Raw genomic sequence first — 18,065 nt, 5'->3', positions numbered from 1 at the left:
CCGGCTGAAAGCCCCCCGTCACCCCCCGGGACCGAAACGGCCCGGCGGACACGAGGGAACATCAACCAAAGGAATCCCATCCCCCCACCGGCCACAGACCGGCGAGTCGGACGGGGTTGTGCTTCATGCACTGGCTTTTAACACACTGTTGAGTTCTCAAGAAACGGACGCGTTCACCGGGGAACCCGGTCCGTGCGGACCGATCCTCCGGGGCATTCCATTCCGTGTCACCATCTTACCGTTTCCTCCGGGTTCGTGTCAAACTGTCGTGTTTGCGACCGTTCGACCCACACCCGCCGAATCCGCTAGGATGCCGACTTCCCTGTTCCCAGGGCAACCCCTCTAACTTACTTCAACATCCGCGCCTTGTCCAATCCGTACGGATCGACCCGACTTCGAATGTTGTAGAGGGGATGCAGGACCTCAGCCCCGCTCGGAAAACTGTAGCAGCCTCTGCGGGCTGTCATGGCCAACTTCCCGTTAAGAACTAGGTCTTCCCCTTGCCACCGCCTCCCAAACCGATGGGGCCCGGAGCGACGAGCTCCGGGCCCCATGGGCGGAGACAACCTGCCTGCCCGCCTCTGCGGTCGTAGCTCGCAGGCTCTGGAAGAGCCGCGAGCCGGCAGGAGATCAGCCGGTGGGCAACGCTTCCAGCTGGGCGAGCAAGCGCGTGATGTCCTGCTCGGCCTGCTCCGCGCGAGCCCGGACCTTGCTGACCACGGCATCGGGCGCCTTCGCCATGAACTGCTCGTTGCCGAGCTTGGCGGCGACCTGAGCCGCTTCCTTGCGCGCCGCAGCGAGATCCTTCTCCAGGCGCTTGCGCTCGGCGGCCACGTCGATGGTACCCGCGGTATCGATCTCGACGGCGATCCCGCCCACATCGAGCCGGGCGGTGGCCGTGAACGACTCCGACGGATCGTCGAGCCGGAGCAGCGAGCGGATCGCCCCCTCGTGCGCGGCAAGAGCCGTTCCGGAGAGCGACAGCCGGGCGGCGACCCGCTGACCGGGCTTGAGCCCCTGGTCGGAACGGAACCGGCGCACCTCGGTGACCAGTCCTTGAACCGCCAGGAGTTCCTCCTCAGCGGAGGGATCCCGCAGCGACTCGTCCACCGTCGGCCAGGAGGCGACCACGATCGACTCGCGCCCGGTGAGCGCTCGCCACAGTTCCTCGGTGACGAACGGGATCAGCGGATGGAGCAGGCGGAGCAGGGCGTCGAAGACGTGTCCGAGGACCAGTCGGGTGTGCTCCTGCCCGGCGGCGATCTGGATCTTGGCGAGTTCCACGTACCAGTCGCAGACCTCGTCCCACGCGAAGTGGTAGAGCAGGTCGGAGACCTTGGCGAACTCGAACTCCGCGAAGGCGGCGTCCGCGGCGCCCACGACCTCCTGAAGCCGGGAGAGAATCCACCGATCGGCGGTGGTCAACTCCTCGGTGGGGAGGTCTCCGGTGACCGCCCCGTTCATGAGGGCGAAGCGGGTGGCGTTCCAGATCTTGTTACAGAAGTTGCGCGACCCCCCGGCCCACTCCTCGCTGACCGCCACGTCGGAACCGGGATTGGCGCCGCGCAGGAGCGTGAAGCGGGTGGCGTCGGCGCCGAAGCGCTCGACCCAGTCGAGCGGGTCGACGACGTTGCCGAACGACTTCGACATCTTCTTGCCGTACTGGTCGCGCACCATGCCGTGCAGCGCCACGGTCCGGAACGGCGGCTCGCCGTCCATCGCGTAGAGGCCGAACATCATCATCCGGGCGACCCAGAAGAAGAGGATGTCGTACCCGGTCACCAACACGGAGGTCGGGTAGAACTTCTCGAGTTCCGGCGTCCGCTCCGGCCAGCCGAGGGTCGAGAACGGCCAGAGCCCGGAGGAGAACCAGGTGTCGAGGACGTCGGAATCCTGGACGTAACCCTCGGGCGCCTCGTCGTCCGGACCGACGCAGACGACCTCCCCTTGAGGCCCGTACCAGACCGGGATGCGGTGCCCCCACCACAGCTGCCGTGAGATGCACCAGTCGTGCATGTCGTCGACCCAGTCGAAGTAGCGCTTGGCCAGCTCCGGCGGGTGGATCTTCGTTCGGCCGTCGCGGACCGCGTCGCCGGCGGCCTTCGCCAGCGGCGAGACGTTGACGAACCACTGGAGGGAGAGTCGTGGCTCGACCACGGTCTTGCAGCGCGAGCAGTGCCCGACGGAGTGGAGGTACGGCCGCTTCTCGGCGACGATCCGGCCCTCCGCACGCAGCGCGGCCACCACTGCCGGCCGGGCCTCGAACCGGTCGAGGCCCTGGAACGGGCCGTGCGCGGTGACCACCCCGCGCTCGTCCATGATCGTCATGGACGGCAGTGAGTGACGGCATCCGATCTCGAAGTCGTTCGGGTCGTGCGCCGGGGTGACCTTGACCGCTCCGGTGCCGAAGGCGGGGTCGACGTGCTCGTCGGCCACGATCGGGATGCGCCGACCGGTGAGCGGAAGCTCGACCTCACGGCCGATCAGGTGCCGGTAGCGCTCGTCGGAGGGATGCACGGCCACGGCGGTGTCACCGAGCATCGTCTCCGCCCGCGTCGTGGCGACCACGATGGAGTCGTCTCCGTCACCGTAGCGGATCGAGACGAGTTCGCCCTCGTCCTCACTGTGCTCCACCTCGATGTCCGACAGCGCGGTCAGGCAGCGCGGGCACCAGTTGATGATGCGCTCGGCGCGGTAGATGAGCCCGTCGTCGAAGAGCTTCTTGAAGATCGTCTGAACGGCGCGGGAGAGCCCGGGGTCCATGGTGAAGCGCTCACGCGACCAGTCGACACCGTCACCGAGCTTCTTCATCTGGCCGAGGATCCGCCCCCCGGACTCCTCCTTCCACTGCCACACGCGCTCGACGAACGCCTCGCGGCCGAGATCGTGCCGGGACAGACCGTCCTTGGCGATCTCACGTTCGACGACGTTCTGAGTGGCGATGCCCGCGTGGTCCATGCCGGGCAGCCAGAGCGTCTCCTGCCCGCGCATGCGGGCTCGGCGGGTAAGCGCGTCCTGGATCGAGTGATCGAGGGCGTGGCCGATGTGCAGCACACCGGTGACGTTGGGCGGAGGCAGGACGATGCTGTAGGGCTCGCGCTCGCTGCTGGGATCCGCAGCGAAGTATCCCTGCGATACCCAGCGCTGGTAGCTCCGGGTCTCCACGTCGGCGGGGGTGTACTGGGTAGGCAGCTCTGGCGTCGTCACGGTGTCCAAGTCTAGGGATGTCCACGTGTTCCCCGTCCATGGACCGCTTCTCCCGGTGGACGGGGACGGCCGGCGGAACCCGGCAGGCGCCCGCCGGGTTCCCACCGGGTCTCGTGGCTCCGCGTCCGGCCCGTCCGGAGACGACGGTGCCCCCGTGGGGGATCTCACGGGGGCACCGATGACGAAAGGCGTCGCGGTCTACGTGTTACGCGGACTTCTCACGCGGCGGACGCTGCTGCTTGTTGAGCTGGTCGCGCGGCACGAGCGTCGGGTTGACGTGCTCCAGCACCGACTCGCGGGTGATGACGACCCGCGCCACGTCCTCCCGGGAGGGCACCTCGTACATCACCGACAGGAGGACCTCCTCCATGATCGCCCGCAGACCGCGGGCGCCGGTGCCGCGCAGGATCGCCTGGTCGGCGATGGCCTCCAGGGCGTCGTCGGTGAACTCGAGTTCGACGTTGTCGAGCTCGAACAGGCGGCGGTACTGCTTGACGAGGGCGTTGCGCGGCTCGGTGAGGATCTGGATGAGCGCGTCACGGTCGAGGTTGTGCACGCTCGTGATGACCGGGAGACGACCGACGAACTCGGGGATCATGCCGAACTTCAGCAGGTCCTCCGGCATGACGTCGCCGAAGATGTCGGCGCTGTCGATGTCTTCCTTGGAGCGGATGACGGCGTTGAAGCCGATGCCCTTCCGGCCGATCCGGGACTCGATGATCTTTTCCAGACCGGCGAAGGCGCCGCCGCAGATGAACAGCACGTTGGTGGTGTCGATCTGGATGAACTCCTGGTGCGGGTGCTTGCGTCCGCCCTGCGGCGGGACGCTCGCGGTGGTGCCCTCCAGGATCTTCAGCAGGGCCTGCTGCACGCCCTCACCGGAGACGTCCCTGGTGATCGACGGGTTCTCGCTCTTGCGAGCGATCTTGTCGACCTCGTCGATGTAGATGATGCCGGTCTCGGCCTTCTTGACGTCGTAGTCGGCGGCCTGGATCAGCTTGAGCAGTATGTTCTCGACGTCCTCGCCCACATAGCCCGCCTCCGTCAGGGCGGTGGCGTCGGCGATGGCGAACGGAACGTTCAGCATCTTCGCCAACGTCTGGGCGAGCAGTGTCTTGCCGGAACCGGTCGGGCCCAGGAGCAGGATGTTCGACTTGGCCAACTCCAGGCCGTCGTCACGCCCGCGCTCGCCGGACTGCACCCGCTTGTAGTGGTTGTAGACCGCCACCGAGAGAGCCTTCTTCGCCTGGTCCTGACCGATGACGTAGGCGTCGAGGAACTCGTAGATCTCCCTCGGCTTGGGCAGACTGTCCCACTTGAGCTCGGAGGACTCGCTGAGCTCCTCCTCGATGATCTCGTTGCAGAGGTCGATGCACTCATCGCAGATGTATACGCCGGGTCCGGCGATGAGCTTCTTGACTTGCTTCTGGCTCTTCCCGCAGAAAGAGCACTTCAGCAGGTCTCCCCCGTCGCCGATGCGTGCCACCCCAGATACTCCTTTGCGTGGGACCGCCCTGGCTACCGCGGTCCGTTTCTTCCGACCGACGCGATACCCGGTCGAAAAGCCATCCCGCTTAGGTTTCGACGTTACCGTCTTCTGAGCCCTCAGTGAGCCCCCTAGCGGCGAGTCGCACCGGAACGTGCCCAATCGGGCACCGTTCCGGTGCGCTGTGCCTCGTCAGGAGGCTACGGCTTTGGCGACCTTCTTACGAGACGGGATGATGTCGTCGATCAGCCCGTACTCCTTGGCTTCCTGGGAATCGAGGATCTTGTCTCGCTCGATGTCCTTGCGGACCGCCTCCACCGCCCGGCCCGAGTGCCGAGCGATGATCGTCTCCATCTGCGAGCGCATCCGGAGGATCTCGCGCGCCTGGATCTCGATGTCGCTCCCCTGACCACCGCCCTCGGTGGAGGGCTGGTGGATGAGCATGCGCGCGTTCGGTAGGGCGAAGCGCTTGCCCGGGGTGCCGCCGGCCAGCAGGACCGCGGCCGCCGAGGCCGCCTGGCCCAGGCAGACGGTCTGGATCTCCGGCCGGACGAACTGCATCGTGTCGTAGATCGCCGTCATGGCGGTGAAGGAACCGCCCGGCGAGTTGATGTAGATGCTGATGTCACGGTCGGGGTCGAGCGACTCCAGTGTCAGCAGCTGCGCCATGACGTCGTTGGCGGACGCGTCGTCCACCTGCACGCCGAGGAAGATGATGCGGTCCTCGAAGAGCTTGGCGTACGGGTTCATCTCCCGCATGCCGTACGACGTGCGCTCGGTGAAGGACGGAAGGACGTAACGGCCGTTGATGTCTCCCGGCCGGATCAACTCACTCACCTTGTGCCCCTTCAGGAGACGGCGCCCGCGGAGGGCACCTGCCGAGCGCTGCGCACGACGTGGTCGATGAAGCCGTATTCCTTGGCCTCCTCGGCCGTGAACCAGCGGTCGCGGTCGGAGTCGATCTCGATCTGGTCGAGCGGCTGCCCCGTGTGGAACGCGATGCGGTCGGCGAGGGTCTTCTTGACGTAGAGCATCTGCTCCGCCTGGATGGCGATGTCTGCGGCGGTGCCGCCGATACCGCCCGAAGGCTGGTGCATCATGATGCGGGCGTGGGGCAGGGCGTAGCGCTTGCCCCGCTCACCGGCGCACAGCAGGAACTGCCCCATGGAGGCGGCCAGCCCCATGGCGACCGTGCACACATCGTTCGGCACGTATTCCATCATGTCGTAAATCGCCATGCCGGCGGTCACGGAACCACCGGGCGAGTTGATGTACAGCCAGATGTCCCGCTCTGAGTCGTCCGCGGCCAACAGGAGGAGCTCAGCGCAGATTCGGTTGGCGATCTCGTCGTTGACCTGGGAGCCCAGCACGATGATGCGCTCACGCAGCAGCCGCTGGTAGAGCTGGTCTTCGAGTCTGAACGAGCCGTTCGGCTGGCTCATCGACTCGGGCCCGGAGCCGGTCGGCTGGTAGAAGGTCGGCGGGCTGGTCACAGCGTCACCTTCCGATGCGTCGTAATCGATTGGCTTTGCTTGTGACCTTAACGCGCGCCGCCCACCGGACATGCCCCCTCACCGTGCTGTTCGCTGACGGCGCATGCTCCCGGACGCTCCCGAGCGGATCCGTGACCGGTGGACGGCCGGTGAACGGCGGCGCCGAGGCCCCGCGTTCCGCAGGCCGCGGCACAGGGCCGTGGGACGGATCGGAGCGGTCCGGAGACCACGACGGACCCGGCGGGGCGGCCGGGCCGCACAGGCGCAGGCTCGCCCGGGGGCGTCACGCCGGCAGGAGCGGACCGGAGCTCCGGGAACGCGGACGCCCTCGCCGTGTGAGACACGGCGAGGGCAGGACGCGTGCCGGAATCCGGCTGTCGCGACGCGGCGCGGACTACTTCTCGGCGTCGTCGGCGGCGGGGGCCTCGGTCTCGTCGGCCGGCTCCTCGACGACCTCCTCGCCGTTGATCTCCGTGTAGATCGCCTTGAGGTCGATCTCGTTGCCGGCCTCGTCGACCACCTTGGCGGCGTCGCCGATGACGCTCTTGGCCTTGTCGCGGACGATCTCGACCATGGCCAGCGTGAGCTGGTCGTTGTCGGCGAGGTGCTGCGCGAGGACGTTCGGGGCGACGTTCATCTGCATGGCGCGGCGCACCACGAAGTTGGTCAGCTCCTGCTCGCTGACACCGAGCTCCTCGCTCTTGACGATCTTGTCAAGGACGAAGCCCGTCTTGAGGGCCTTGGCGGCGCTCTCGTCGAACTCCGCGAGGCGCTCCTCCTCGGTGGTCTGGTAGAGGCGGAAGAACGCCTCCTTGCTCAGACCACTGTCGGCGATCTGGTGCTCGAGGTTGTGCTTGCGGTTGTCGACCTCGGCCTTGAGCGCGCTCTCCGGGAGCGGGATGTCGATCTTGTCGAGCAGGGCGTCGAGAGCCTTCTCCCGGGCCTGGACGACCTGGTCGATCAGCTTGTTGCGACGGGCCTGCTCGCGGATGCTCTCCTTGAGCTCGTCGAGGGTGTCGAACTCGCTGGCGAGCTGGGCGAACTCGTCGTCGAGCTCGGGGAGGACCTTCTCCTTGACGCTCTTGACGGTGATGGTGACCACGGCCTCCTCGCCGGCGTTCTTGCCGCCGACCAGGTTGGTGGTGAACTCCTTGGTCTCACCGGCGGACAGGCCGACGAGCGTGTCGTCGAGGCCCTGGAGCACCGAGCCGGCGCCGACCTCGTAGGAGACGTCGTTGGCCTGCTGCTCCTCGATGTTGACACCGTCGATGGCGGCGGCCAGGTCCATGACGACGAAGTCGCCGTTGGCGGCGGGACGCTCGACGCCGGTCAGCGTGGCGAACCGCTGGCGCAGGGCGTCCAGCTGGGCGTTGATGTCCTCGTCGGTGACCTCGGCGGCCGGGACGGTGACCTCGAGGCCCTGGTAGTCGGGCACCTCGAACTCGGGACGGATGTCCACCTCGGCGGTGAACTCCACCTGCTCGCCGTCCTCGATCTTGGTGACCTCGATCTCGGGCTGGCTGACCGGGAAGATCTCGGTCTCGTCGACGGCCTGGCCGTACAGCTTGGGCACCGCGTCGTTGAGGGTCTCCTCAAGCACCACCGCGCGGCCGAAGCGCTGCTCGATGATGCGGGCAGGGACCTTACCGGGGCGGAAACCGGGGACGCGCACCTGCTGCGCGACCTTCTTGTATGCCGCCTGCAGGCTCTCGCCGAGCTCCTCGAACGGCACCTCGACGGTGAGCCTTACCCGGGTCGGGCTGAGCTCCTCGACAGCGGTCTTCACGGGGTCGTCTCCTTGATCAAGCTTCGAGTGATCGCGGGCGCGTCAAGTCGTAACGGCTACCGCGGCAAGCTCGCGCGCCGCGCCCACATAAGCGGCACCGGGCACAGCCATCCAGACATGCGAGCTTAGGGCATGCTCCACTGCGGCGGGTGTTCAGCGCCGCTGGCCAGTCTAGGGCAGAGCGGCACCATGGAGCGACCAAAGGCCGCTCAGCCCTCCTTGATGATCCTTCTGAGGATGTCGACGGTCTCACCGGGGGTGGTGCTGACGGCGCACAGCCGTTCCATGACCTCGCTGTAGCGGTCGACGTCCTCACGCTTGTCGAGGTAGAGGGCACTGGCGAGCTGCTCGACGTAGACCACGTCCGGCAGTTCGCTGTCGTTGAAGCGCAGCACGCTGAAGGCGCCGCCCTCGGCGCTGTGCCCGCCGAAGCTGAAGGGCATGATCTGGATGGTGATGTTGGGTTGCCGCATGAGGTCGAGCAGATGCTCCAGCTGAGCGCGCATCACCTCGGCGCCGCCGATGGGACGCCGCAGCGCCGCCTCGTCGATGACGGCCCAGAAGAAGGGACCGTCCGGGCGGCCGAGCACCTGCTGCCGTTCCATCCGCAGGTCGACGCGGCGGGAGATCTCCTCCGGGGCGATGCCCGCGCTTCCGGCGGTGATGACCGCCCTGGCGTACTCCCTCGTCTGCAGCAGGCCGGGCACGAACTGCACCTCGTAGGTGCGGATCCGGGAGGCCGCCTCCTCCAGGCCGACGTAGGTCTGGAACCACGAGGGCAGCAGGTCGCTGAAGCGGTGCCACCAGCCCGGCTCGTTGGCCCGCCGGAGCAGGTCCATTATCGCGGAGCGGGCCGCCCCCTCCTCGACGCCGTAGAAGGTGAGCAGGTCGGCCACGTCGCGTTCGCGCAGGCCGACCCGTCCGAGCTCCATCCTGCTGATCTTGGACTCGGAGCCGCGGATCAGATGGCCCGCCTCCTCACGCGAGAGACCCTTGGCCTCGCGAAGACGACGCAGTTGGGAGCCCAAGAGAATACGCAGAGCTGTGGGACCTGATCCCGGTTGGATCTGCGTCACTTCGCCTCCCTCTGTACTTGGGCCAGCGCACACAGTGTCACTACTTCCGGCCACTATGACAAGGTCTCAACTCCGCGCCCAATTCGCCAAGTCGACGCCCTAACCGCCCATGCGGCTGCACATTGCAACTGCACGTGCATTTGGGTCTTGCAGCGGGCGTTCCGGTGACCCATGATGGCCTAGTGCATATTGGGCTTATGGTGCACAAGCTCTAAAAACTCTCAACCGGTACGGAGACTCACCATGACAGCGGGAGGGACCGGCAGGATGGTGAAGGAGCCAAAATCGGCTGCCGACTACCTGCAAGGGACCCGCCAACTCGGCTTCGACGAACTCCTCGAGGCCCACCGCTCCGGCGCCACGGCATGCCCCCTCCCCCGCAAGGCGGACTCGGTGAGGACCGCCCGGGACGTGACCCGTTCGACACTGCGCGGGTGGGGATTGGCGGAGTTGAGCGATGACGCAGCGCTAGTGGTTTCGGAACTCGTCACCAATGCGGTCCGTTACGCGCTGTGCTCGTCCGCTCAGGGCGAGAGCGCCCCGATCACACTCGTGCTGCTACACCTGTCACCGCACGTGCTCCTCGCGGTGACCGACCCCAGCGACGAGGTCCCGACCCCCAAGGAGCCGGACTTCGTCTCCGAGCACGGCCGGGGCCTGTACATCGTGGAGACCTACAGCCAGCGCTGGGGCTGGGATCATCTCAACCGCGGCGGCAAAGCCGTCTGGGCCCTGTTCAACGGCCGCCGCTGACCGCTCGGCGGGACATCGGGCATCCGGCGGCGCGGCCGCCCTCATCCGAGATCGGGAGCGCCCATGTCCAGGGCCGGGAGCGGAGCCGCCCCCCGGAACCCGGAGGCGACTCCACCGCACCACACATGTCGGGGTGACAGGATTTGAACCTGCGGCCCCCTGCTCCCAAAGCAGGTGCGCTACCAAGCTGCGCCACACCCCGTACGTCGAGTACGCGCGCGCCCCGGAAGTCCGGTACGCTTACGCCCTGACGAACGGATGAAGTCTAGACCAGACTGAAGCCGTCTCGCGCGGACGTAGCTCAATGGTAGAGCCCCAGTCTTCCAAACTGGCTACGCGGGTTCGATTCCCGTCGTCCGCTCTTATGAGGTAAGCCCAGGTCAGGGAAGCGATTCCCGATCTGGGCTTTACTCTTTGCGCGGTTCCGGCTTTTTGCGGGCCCGTTACGCACCCGGCCGCTTTCCACCGCGATGCGGGCCTGGCGTTGCCTGTGCTCCCGGAGCGGCCGAGACTGGGGCGATGTGTGTGCCCCGCCGGTTCCCGGCCGGCGCCGCCGGTGACGGCACGGGCGCCGTCCTCCCGGTGCGGGCGGTCGCGCCGGTCGTCGTACCGCGCGCACGCGGGCGTGAGCGGCAACGACAGGGCGGGCTCCACCCCGAACGCCGTCGTACCGCGCGCACGCGGACGTGAGGAGGAAAGCAGGATGACGGAGGCCGCGAACCTGCTCCAGGTGATCGTGTGCGCCGCCGGGCCCGCCGCAGACGCCGGCCGGCTCGTGCGGGCGGCCCAGGGGGAAGGGTGGACGGTCCAGGTCGTCGCCACACCGGCCGCGCTGGACTTCGTCGACGTCGACGAGCTGGGACGGCAGACCGGCCGCCCGGTCCGCAGCCGCTACCGCACCCCGGACGAGCCGAAGCCGCCGCGTGCCGACGCGATCGTCGTCGCACCCGCGACGTACAACACCGTCAACAAGTTCGCCCAGGGCATCGCCGACACCTACGCGCTGGGGCTTCTGGCCGAGGCCCCCGGCCTCGGCATCCCGGTCGTGGTGATGCCGTGTGTGAACGCCGCGCTCGCCTCGCGAGCGCCGTTCCGCCGGAGCGTGCGTGCACTGCGCGCCGAGGGGGTGCGGGTGCTGCTGGGGCCGGAGGGGTTCGGACCGGGCGCCGCGGGCGGGGATCCCGCGGAGGCGTACCCGTGGCACCTGGCCGTGGCCGCGCTCGGCAGGCCCGCTTCCGGATCCGGGTGAGGGGCCGGGCCCGCCCTCGCTCGCACGAGCAGGTGAGCCGCCCGTGACGGGCCGCGGGGACGTCTGCCTGCTTTGTCACATAAGCACCACTAAGACCCGGTACATGTGGAAATATCGGGGAAACTCTGTTAAACACGAGGTCCCCGTAGAGATCATTCTTTACAGTTCTCCATACCAGCAGTCAGATCGCCATGGAGGGGCAACGTGTCGCAGTTCGACGGCGTCATCGTGGGCGGAGGGCACAACGGCCTGACGTGCGCCGCCTACCTCGCCAAGGCGGGCTTATCCGTCGCCGTCGTCGAGCGCAACGACGTGGCGGGCGGCGGATGCGCCACCCAGGAGCTGACACTCCCCGGCTTCCGGCACAACACCCACAGCAGCTATCACTTCCTGGAGGAGGGTCCGGTCCCCGCGGACCTGGAGCTGCGGCGGTACGGCCTGCGGTACGTCTACCCCGAGACCCAGCACGCCACGATCTTCCGGGACGGCCGGGCGATCACGGTCTACACCGACCCCAAGCGGACCGCCGACTCCTTCGCCCGGTTCTCCACGGCCGACGCCGACCGCTGGCTGGAGCTGTACGAGCGCTACGCCGAGACCGCCAGGGACCTGATGAACGGGTTCCTGTACTCCAGGCCGCTGCCGCCGTCCGTGCTCGCCGAGCGCCTCGGCGGCGACCTCGGCCGCGACCTGCTGAGCTACCTGCCGCTGTCGTTGTACGAGGCCGTCGACAGGAACTTCGAGAGCGAGCAGGTCAGGGTGCTCTTCAAGTCGTTCCTGCACGCGATCTCGATCGAGGACGTGCCCGGCACCGGCGGCTTCTTCCCGCGGCTGCTGTCGCGCATCGCCCGGCTCGGAGTGCCGGTGGGCGGCTCGGCCGGCGTGGCGGACGCGCTGCGCGCCGTCGTCGAGGAGCACGGCGGCACCGTGATCACCAGTGCCCACGTGGAGCAGATCCTCGTCGACGACGGCCGGGCCACCGGTGTCCGGCTGGCAGGCGGCGACGTCCTGACCGCGCGCCGGTTCGTGGCGAGCGCGGTGGACGCCCCGCAGACCGTGCGGATGGCGGGGCCGGAGAACTTCGGCGCGGACATCGCGGCCAAGGTCGCCGGCTACCGGTGGGCCGGGCACAGCCTCGTCACCCTCCACCTGGCGCTCGACGAGCCACCGCGCTATCGGGCCGCGGAGTTCGAGCCCGACGTCGACCGGGCTTTCCTCGTGGTGCTGGGCGCCGACGACAGCGAGCAGCTCACCCGTGCCTTCGACCGGATCCACCAGGGCCGGCTGCCCGACCGGCTGGCCGGCAACGGCGCATGCCCCTCCCTGTTCGACCCCTCCTACGCTCCGGACGGCAAGCACGTGGCGTTCTGGTGGCCGTGGGCCCCGTACGACCTCGGCGGTGACGCGGCGAGCTGGGACGAGCGGCGCGACGAGATCGGTGAGCGCCTGCTGGCCGAGTGGAGCGAGTACGCCCCCAACCTCGCGGGAAGCGCGGTGCTCGGCAGGCGGGTCTTCTCCCCGCTCGACATCGAACGGCACTGCGTCAACATGGTGCGCGGCAGCCACCACGTGGGTGCGTACGAGCCGTCCCAGCTGGGCGGCAACCGGCCGGTTCCCGAGCTCGGGCAGTACCGCACCCCGATCGACGGCCTCTACCTGTGCGGCGCCAGCAGCCACCCCGGCGGTTCCGTCTCCGCCGCCCCCGGCTACAACGGCGCCAACGCCATCGCAGAAGACCTCGAACTGGCCACCTGGTGGACGCCGGTTCCCGCACCCCGGTGGAGCGAGTGAAGTCCCGTTTCGTCACCAAGGACCCCGCCGCGCCAAGCATCAGGATGGGCAGCCCCGCCTCCATGCACGAGCAGCTGTCCCTGCTCAACGCCGCGAGCAAGCGCATCGGCAGCACGCTGGACATGTTCGAGACCGGCAGGGAGCTGATGGACGTCGCCGTGCCGCGCTTCGCCGACGCGGCCGGCATCCTCGTCCAGGACCGGCTGGTGACCGAGGGTGAGTTCCCGCACCAGACCACCGACGGCTCGGCCCTGGTGCGGCGGATCGCGGTCGGCGTGTCCGACCCGTCCCCCGACGTGTACGCCGAGGCGTTCCCGGTCGACGAGGTCGTCTCGTACGCCCCCTGGACGCCCTACGCCCGGTGCATGGCCACCGGGAACCCGATCCTCTACCCCCGGCTGGGCCGCCGGACCGCCGAGGAGATCGGGCGTTTCTGGAAGCGCAGCTCGGTCTCACGGGTGCTGGAGGACAGCTCCTTCCTGGTGGTGCCGCTGAAGGCGCGCGGCCGGGTGCTCGGATTCGTGATCTTCACTCGCCGTCCCACCAGCCAGCCCTTCGACGACCACGACGTGAACCTGGCCGAGGAGCTCGCGGCCAGGACCGCGGTCTGCCTCGACAACGCCAGGCTCTACAGCCGCGAACGCCGTACCGCGCTGACCCTGCAGAGCAGTCTGCTCCCGGTCGATTTGTCCCAGCCGCTTGGCCTGACGATCGCCTCCCGGTATCTGCCCGCCAGCGACCTGGTCGGGGTGGGCGGCGACTGGTACGACGTGATCCAGCTGCCCGGCTGCCGGGTCGCCCTCGTCGTCGGCGACGTCATGGGGCACGGCATCAGGGCCGCCGCCACCATGGGCCAGCTCCGCACGGCCGCGCGGACGCTCGCCAGTCTCGACCTGAGCCCGGCCGACGTGCTGTTCCGGCTCAACCTGATGAGCCAGGACCTGGACGCCAGCCAGATCGCCACGTGCGTGTACGCCACCTACGACCCGGTCACGCGCCGGTGCGCGATCGCGTCGGCGGGGCACGTGCCACCGATCCTGGTGCGTCCCGGCGGAGAGACCGAACTGCTGGAGGTGCCGCCCGGCCTGCCCCTCGGCATCGGCAGCGAGCCGATCGAGATGCGCGAGTTCACCCTGCCGCACGGGACGGTGCTCGCCTTCTACACCGACGGCCTGGTGGAGAGCCGGGACCGGGACATCGAGGAGGGCATCGGCGCGCTGCGCGGCCTGCTCTCCGGTCAGGACCGGGATCTCGAGGAAGCCTGCGACCTCACCATCGGCGCCCAGCGGCCGGGCCACGAGCGTGACGACATCGCCCTGCTGCTGGCCCGGGTGAACGAGTTGTCCGACAACGAGATCGCCGAGGTCTCGCTGCCCGCCGACCGGCGCTCCGTCTCGCAGGCCCGCCGTTTCACCCGTGCCACGCTCGGCGAGTGGGGGCTCTCCTCGCTGTGCGACAACACCGAGCTCATGGTCAGCGAGCTGGTCACCAACGCGATCGAACACGGCGGCGGCGAGGTCGAGCTGCGTCTGCTGCGCGGCCCCGCACTGGTCTGTGAGGTGTCCGACACCTCCGCGTCCGCACCGGTCATGCGGGAGATGTCGAGCACCAGCGACACCGGCCGGGGCCTGCACCTCATCAACTGGCTGGCCCACCGGTGGGGTTCCCGGACGACCCCCAAGGGGAAGATCGTCTGGATCGAGCAGAGGTTGCCGTAGCCTGCCGGACGGGCAAGGGTGAAAGCATGGAATTCGACGTCATTGTGCTGGGCACGGGGCCGGGGGGCGAAGACGCCGCAGGCAGGCTGGCCGAAGCGGGTCTGCGAGTCGCCGCGGTGGAGGCGAACCTGGTGGGGGGCGAGTGCCCCTACTGGGGGTGCATACCGTCCAAGATGATGATCCGCGCGGCCGACCTGCTCACCGAGGCCCGGCGCGTCCCGGGGGTCGCCGGTGACTCGTCGGTCTCCCCCGACTGGGGTCAGGTCGCCGGGCGGATCCGTACCGAGGCCACCGACGACTGGAACGACGAGGTCGCCGCCAAACGCCTGACCGGCAAGGGCGTCCAGCTGTTCCGGGGGCAGGGCAAGATCACCGCACGCGGTGAGGTCACCGTGAACGGGCAGGTGCTCCGCGCCGCCCGGGGCATCGTGGTCGCCACCGGCTCGGAGCCGGCCGTGCCCCCGATCGAGGGACTGCGCCGGACGCCCTTCTGGAACAACCACGACGCGATCGAGGCCGAACAGGCCCCCGAGTCGCTGATCGTGCTGGGCGGCGGGGCGATCGGCGCCGAGCTGGCCCAGGTGTTCTCCCGCTTCGGCACCGCAGTGACGGTCCTGGAGAGCGCCGACCGCTTGCTGCCTCCGGAGGAGCCGGAGGCGGGCGAACTGCTCAGAAAGGTCTTCGAGGCCGAGGGAATCACCGTGCGGACCGGCGCCGCGGCCCGGCGGGTCGACCACGACGGCTCGGTGTTCACGGTGGAGACCGGTGAGGGGCCCGCGGTGCGCGCGCAGCGGCTGCTGGTGGCCACCGGGCGGCGCTCCGACCTCTCGGCGCTGGGCGTGGGCGCCTTCGGGCTCGACGAGTCGGCGCGTTCCATCGAGACCGACGGCCGGATGCGCGCGGCCGAGGGCCTGTGGGCGCTGGGCGACGTGACGGGCAAGGGCGCCTTCACCCACGTGTCGATGTACCAGGCGAACATCGTGGTCCACGACATCCTCGGTGAGCCGGTGCACGACGCGGAGTACCACGCGGTGCCCCGGGTGACCTTCACCGACCCGGAGATAGGGTCTGTCGGGCTCTCGCAGGCCCAGGCCGAACAGCGGGGGCTTCGGGTCCGGACCGCCCTCACCCGGATCGCCGATTCGAGCCGGGGCTGGATCCACAAGGCCGGCAACGAGGGGTTCATCAAGCTCGTCGCCGCCGACGGCGTCCTGGTGGGCGCCACCAGCGCGGGGCCGGCGGGCGGTGAGGTGCTGAGCATGCTGACCCTGGCCGTGCACGCGAGGATCCCGGTGCGGCGCCTCGGTGAGATGCTCTACGCCTTCCCGACCTTCCACCGGGCGGTCGAGGCGACGCTCAGGGAGCTGTAGGCCATCCGGGCACGGATCCCGGTGGCCTGCTTGCGATCGCCGGCCGCGATCGCGCCGCCGGGGAATCCTCCTCGTCGAGGTCGCGCGGGGCCGGCCGCTCCAGGGTGACCGGCTGTTCCGGCTGCCCGCCGGGGAGCGGCCGGCCGCGCGTGCCGGCGCGATGACTACCGGCGGCGCAGGGGTTACGTTCGAGATGGGAGCCGAGACCAGACCCGGGAGGGCGTTCGGGAGGACATGATGATCATCGACGTCCGCGAGGCCTACCACCGTGCCCTGGAGGACTTCGGCGCTCTCGTTCACCGGATCGGGCCGGAGCAGTGGGACAGCCCCACCCCGTGCGTCGACTGGGACGTGCGCGACCTGGTCAACCACGTGGTCGGGGAGAACCTGTGGGCGCCGGAGCTGCTGGGAGGACGCGCCGTCGCGGAGATCGGCGACGCCTTCGAGGGGGACCTGCTCGGTGACGACCCCATCAAGGCGTTCGACACCTCCGCCGTGGCGGCCATGCAGGCCACGGGCGGTGCCGGCTCTCTCACCCGGGTGGTCCACCTGTCGTTCGGCGACGTGTCCGGCCGGGAGTACGTCACCGAACTGTTCGCCGACGCCCTCATCCACACCTGGGACCTGGCCCGCGCCATCGGCGCCGACGAGCGCCTCGACCCGGAGTTGGTCGAGGCGTGCACGGTCTGGTTCTCCGGTGCCGGGAACGGCTACCGCCCGGCCGGGGCGGGCGCGGAGCGGCAGGGGACGTCCTCGGAGGCCGACGCGCAGGCAGACCTGCTGGCCTCCTGGGGGCGGCAGGCCTGAACCGGACGTCCGGTGCCGGATTTGCCCAGGAAGCGCCTCAGGGACGTGCCGGGGAACCGCCGGGGAGAGCGGGCCGCGCGTCCCGGGCGAGAACGATCGTGGCACCGGTGGCGGCGTTCACCAGAATCTTCCTGACTTTCCGCGTCGAATCGATCGCCTCCACCTCCCACACCACCACACCGCCCGTCTCCTCCAGCACCGCGGCGGTGATCCAGGCGCCCGGCACCGCACCGGAGGCGGCCTTCCACGCCCCCATGGCGCCGATCCGGTCGGCAGCCAGGCGGCGGGTGGCCGTGGTGAGTTCCTCCGGGTCCTCCATCTGCTCGCCGGAGACCGCCCCGGTGACGGCGTTCACCCGCAGGCCGGTCAGCGTCCTGCCGTCGCGGCCGAGGACCTGCGCGAGCCAGACGGCGGGGGGCTGGGCGGCGTACAGCTGCAGATCCGTGAGCCGGCCCTGTGCGGCCCGCTCGGCGATCCCTGCGGCTTCGGCGAACGTCACCGGCACCGGGGTGGTCAGGGCGGACGGTGCGGGAGCGGGCGTGTCCGGAGGGGAGGGCGAGGGCGTCGCAGGACCGTTCCCGCAGGCCGTGACGGCGGTGATCAGCACGAGCAGGACCCAGGTCGGACGCATGGTCGGTTACTCACCGTTCCGGCCGCCGTCCACACGGTTCTGACCATGGTTTTAGGCTCCGTCGCATGAGCGCAAAGCTGATGAGCCTGTGGCGGTCCCTGGCCGGTCCCGACGCGGAGGGCCTGGGCCGGGAGTTGATCGACCGTTACGCCGAGCCGCACCGCCGCTATCACACCACCGCCCATCTGGAGGCCGTGCTGGCCCACGTCGACGCCCTCGCCCACCATGCGGACAACCCCGACTTGGTCCGGCTGGCGGCCTGGTTCCACGACGCGGTCTACGACCCGCAGCGAGGCGACAACGAGGAGCGCAGCGCCCGCCTGGCCGAACGCGCGCTGCCGGAGATGGGGCTGCCGCCGGAGGCCGTGGCCACGGTCGCCCGGCTGGTCCGGCTCACCGTCACGCACGACCCGGCTCCCGGCGACGCGGATGGCGCCGTGCTGTCGGACGCCGATCTGGCGATCCTGGGCGCGCCGCGGGAGATCTACGCCGCCTACGCGGCGGCGGTGCGCGAGGAGTACGGGTTCGTCCCCGAAGACGCCTTCCGGAAGGGCCGGGCCGCCGTGCTGCGCTCACTGCTGGAGCTACCCGCGATCTTCCGGATCGCGGACCTGGAGGTCGCCGCGAGGGCCAACATCCATGCGGAGCTTGAGCGGTTGTGATGGTTTACCGTCGTAACCAAACAGCATCCCCCAAGC

14 protein-coding genes and 2 tRNA genes are annotated in these 18,065 nt (G+C 69.1%); 8 read left to right on the top strand and 8 right to left on the bottom strand.

All coding sequences use genetic code 11. From position 1 onward, the window contains the following. Nucleotides 1-630: 630 nt before the first annotated feature. The 6 genes from F4562_RS25330 to F4562_RS25305 form a co-directional block, all read right to left on the bottom strand. On the bottom strand, nucleotides 631-3,216 hold the full coding sequence (locus F4562_RS25330) for a valine--tRNA ligase (protein WP_184540810.1): 2,586 nt from the start codon (nucleotides 3,214-3,216) through the stop codon (nucleotides 631-633). A 196-nt stretch (nucleotides 3,217-3,412) separates the two neighbouring features. Then, a complete protein-coding gene (gene clpX / locus F4562_RS25325) occupies nucleotides 3,413-4,693 on the bottom strand; it encodes an ATP-dependent Clp protease ATP-binding subunit ClpX (RefSeq protein ID WP_184540811.1) in 1,281 nt (426 codons plus the stop codon). 192 nt (nucleotides 4,694-4,885) lie between these two features. Beyond that, entirely contained in the window at nucleotides 4,886-5,530 is a 645-nt protein-coding gene (locus tag F4562_RS25320; RefSeq protein ID WP_184540812.1) for an ATP-dependent Clp protease proteolytic subunit, read from the bottom strand. Nucleotides 5,531-5,541: 11 nt separating this feature from the next. Beyond that, a complete protein-coding gene (locus F4562_RS25315) occupies nucleotides 5,542-6,186 on the bottom strand; it encodes a ClpP family protease (RefSeq protein ID WP_375782464.1) in 645 nt (214 codons plus the stop codon). A 394-nt stretch (nucleotides 6,187-6,580) separates the two neighbouring features. Next, nucleotides 6,581-7,972, bottom strand: coding sequence for a trigger factor (gene tig, locus F4562_RS25310; RefSeq protein WP_184540813.1), 1,392 nt, complete (start codon nucleotides 7,970-7,972; stop codon nucleotides 6,581-6,583). Nucleotides 7,973-8,181: 209 nt separating this feature from the next. Further along, the gene (locus F4562_RS25305) at nucleotides 8,182-9,048 is read right to left on the bottom strand and encodes a Sco1979 family transcriptional regulator (protein WP_184540814.1); all 867 of its coding nucleotides are present in this window, start codon (nucleotides 9,046-9,048) and stop codon (nucleotides 8,182-8,184) included. Between the two features lie 243 nt (nucleotides 9,049-9,291). On the opposite strand from F4562_RS25305, the gene F4562_RS25300 reads away from it, so the two are divergent. Continuing rightward, nucleotides 9,292-9,801: an ATP-binding protein gene (locus tag F4562_RS25300; protein ID WP_312872170.1), complete on the top strand. Its 510-nt coding sequence runs from the start codon at nucleotides 9,292-9,294 to the stop codon at nucleotides 9,799-9,801. Between the two features lie 128 nt (nucleotides 9,802-9,929). Here the strand turns inward: F4562_RS25300 and F4562_RS25295 are convergent. After that, nucleotides 9,930-10,003: transfer RNA gene (locus tag F4562_RS25295), tRNA-Pro, on the bottom strand. Nucleotides 10,004-10,091: 88 nt separating this feature from the next. Between F4562_RS25295 and F4562_RS25290 the strand changes: the two genes are divergently transcribed. The 6 genes from F4562_RS25290 (at nucleotide 10,092) to F4562_RS25265 (ending at nucleotide 16,736) form a co-directional block, all read left to right on the top strand. Beyond that, nucleotides 10,092-10,162 (top strand) — tRNA-Gly (locus tag F4562_RS25290). Between the two features lie 342 nt (nucleotides 10,163-10,504). Further along, nucleotides 10,505-11,050, top strand: a complete 546-nt coding sequence (locus F4562_RS25285; protein WP_184540816.1) for a flavoprotein — start codon at nucleotides 10,505-10,507, stop codon at nucleotides 11,048-11,050. A 204-nt stretch (nucleotides 11,051-11,254) separates the two neighbouring features. After that, on the top strand, nucleotides 11,255-12,841 hold the full coding sequence (locus F4562_RS25280; RefSeq protein ID WP_184540817.1) for a phytoene desaturase family protein: 1,587 nt from the start codon (nucleotides 11,255-11,257) through the stop codon (nucleotides 12,839-12,841). Then, a complete protein-coding gene (locus F4562_RS25275) occupies nucleotides 12,838-14,559 on the top strand; it encodes an ATP-binding SpoIIE family protein phosphatase (protein WP_184540818.1) in 1,722 nt (573 codons plus the stop codon). Before F4562_RS25280 ends, F4562_RS25275 begins: the two co-directional genes overlap by 4 nt. 26 nt (nucleotides 14,560-14,585) lie before the next feature. Next, nucleotides 14,586-15,929, top strand: a complete 1,344-nt coding sequence (locus tag F4562_RS25270; RefSeq protein ID WP_184540819.1) for a dihydrolipoyl dehydrogenase family protein — start codon at nucleotides 14,586-14,588, stop codon at nucleotides 15,927-15,929. 234 nt (nucleotides 15,930-16,163) lie between these two features. After that, nucleotides 16,164-16,736, top strand: coding sequence for a TIGR03086 family metal-binding protein (locus tag F4562_RS25265; RefSeq protein WP_246473557.1), 573 nt, complete (start codon nucleotides 16,164-16,166; stop codon nucleotides 16,734-16,736). A 37-nt stretch (nucleotides 16,737-16,773) separates the two neighbouring features. Here F4562_RS25265 and F4562_RS25260 read toward each other — a convergent pair whose 3' ends face one another. After that, a complete protein-coding gene (locus F4562_RS25260; RefSeq protein ID WP_184540820.1) occupies nucleotides 16,774-17,367 on the bottom strand; it encodes a PepSY domain-containing protein in 594 nt (197 codons plus the stop codon). Between the two features lie 65 nt (nucleotides 17,368-17,432). On the opposite strand from F4562_RS25260, the gene F4562_RS25255 reads away from it, so the two are divergent. Then, nucleotides 17,433-18,029: an HD domain-containing protein gene (locus F4562_RS25255; protein ID WP_221206753.1), complete on the top strand. Its 597-nt coding sequence runs from the start codon at nucleotides 17,433-17,435 to the stop codon at nucleotides 18,027-18,029. Nucleotides 18,030-18,065 lie beyond the last annotated feature (36 nt).

The organism is Streptosporangium becharense (genome assembly GCF_014204985.1).
GTDB classification, from domain to species: domain Bacteria; phylum Actinomycetota; class Actinomycetes; order Streptosporangiales; family Streptosporangiaceae; genus Streptosporangium; species Streptosporangium becharense.
The sequence above is the reverse complement of the archived record's forward strand: the minus strand, read 5'-3'. Positions and strand labels throughout refer to the sequence as shown.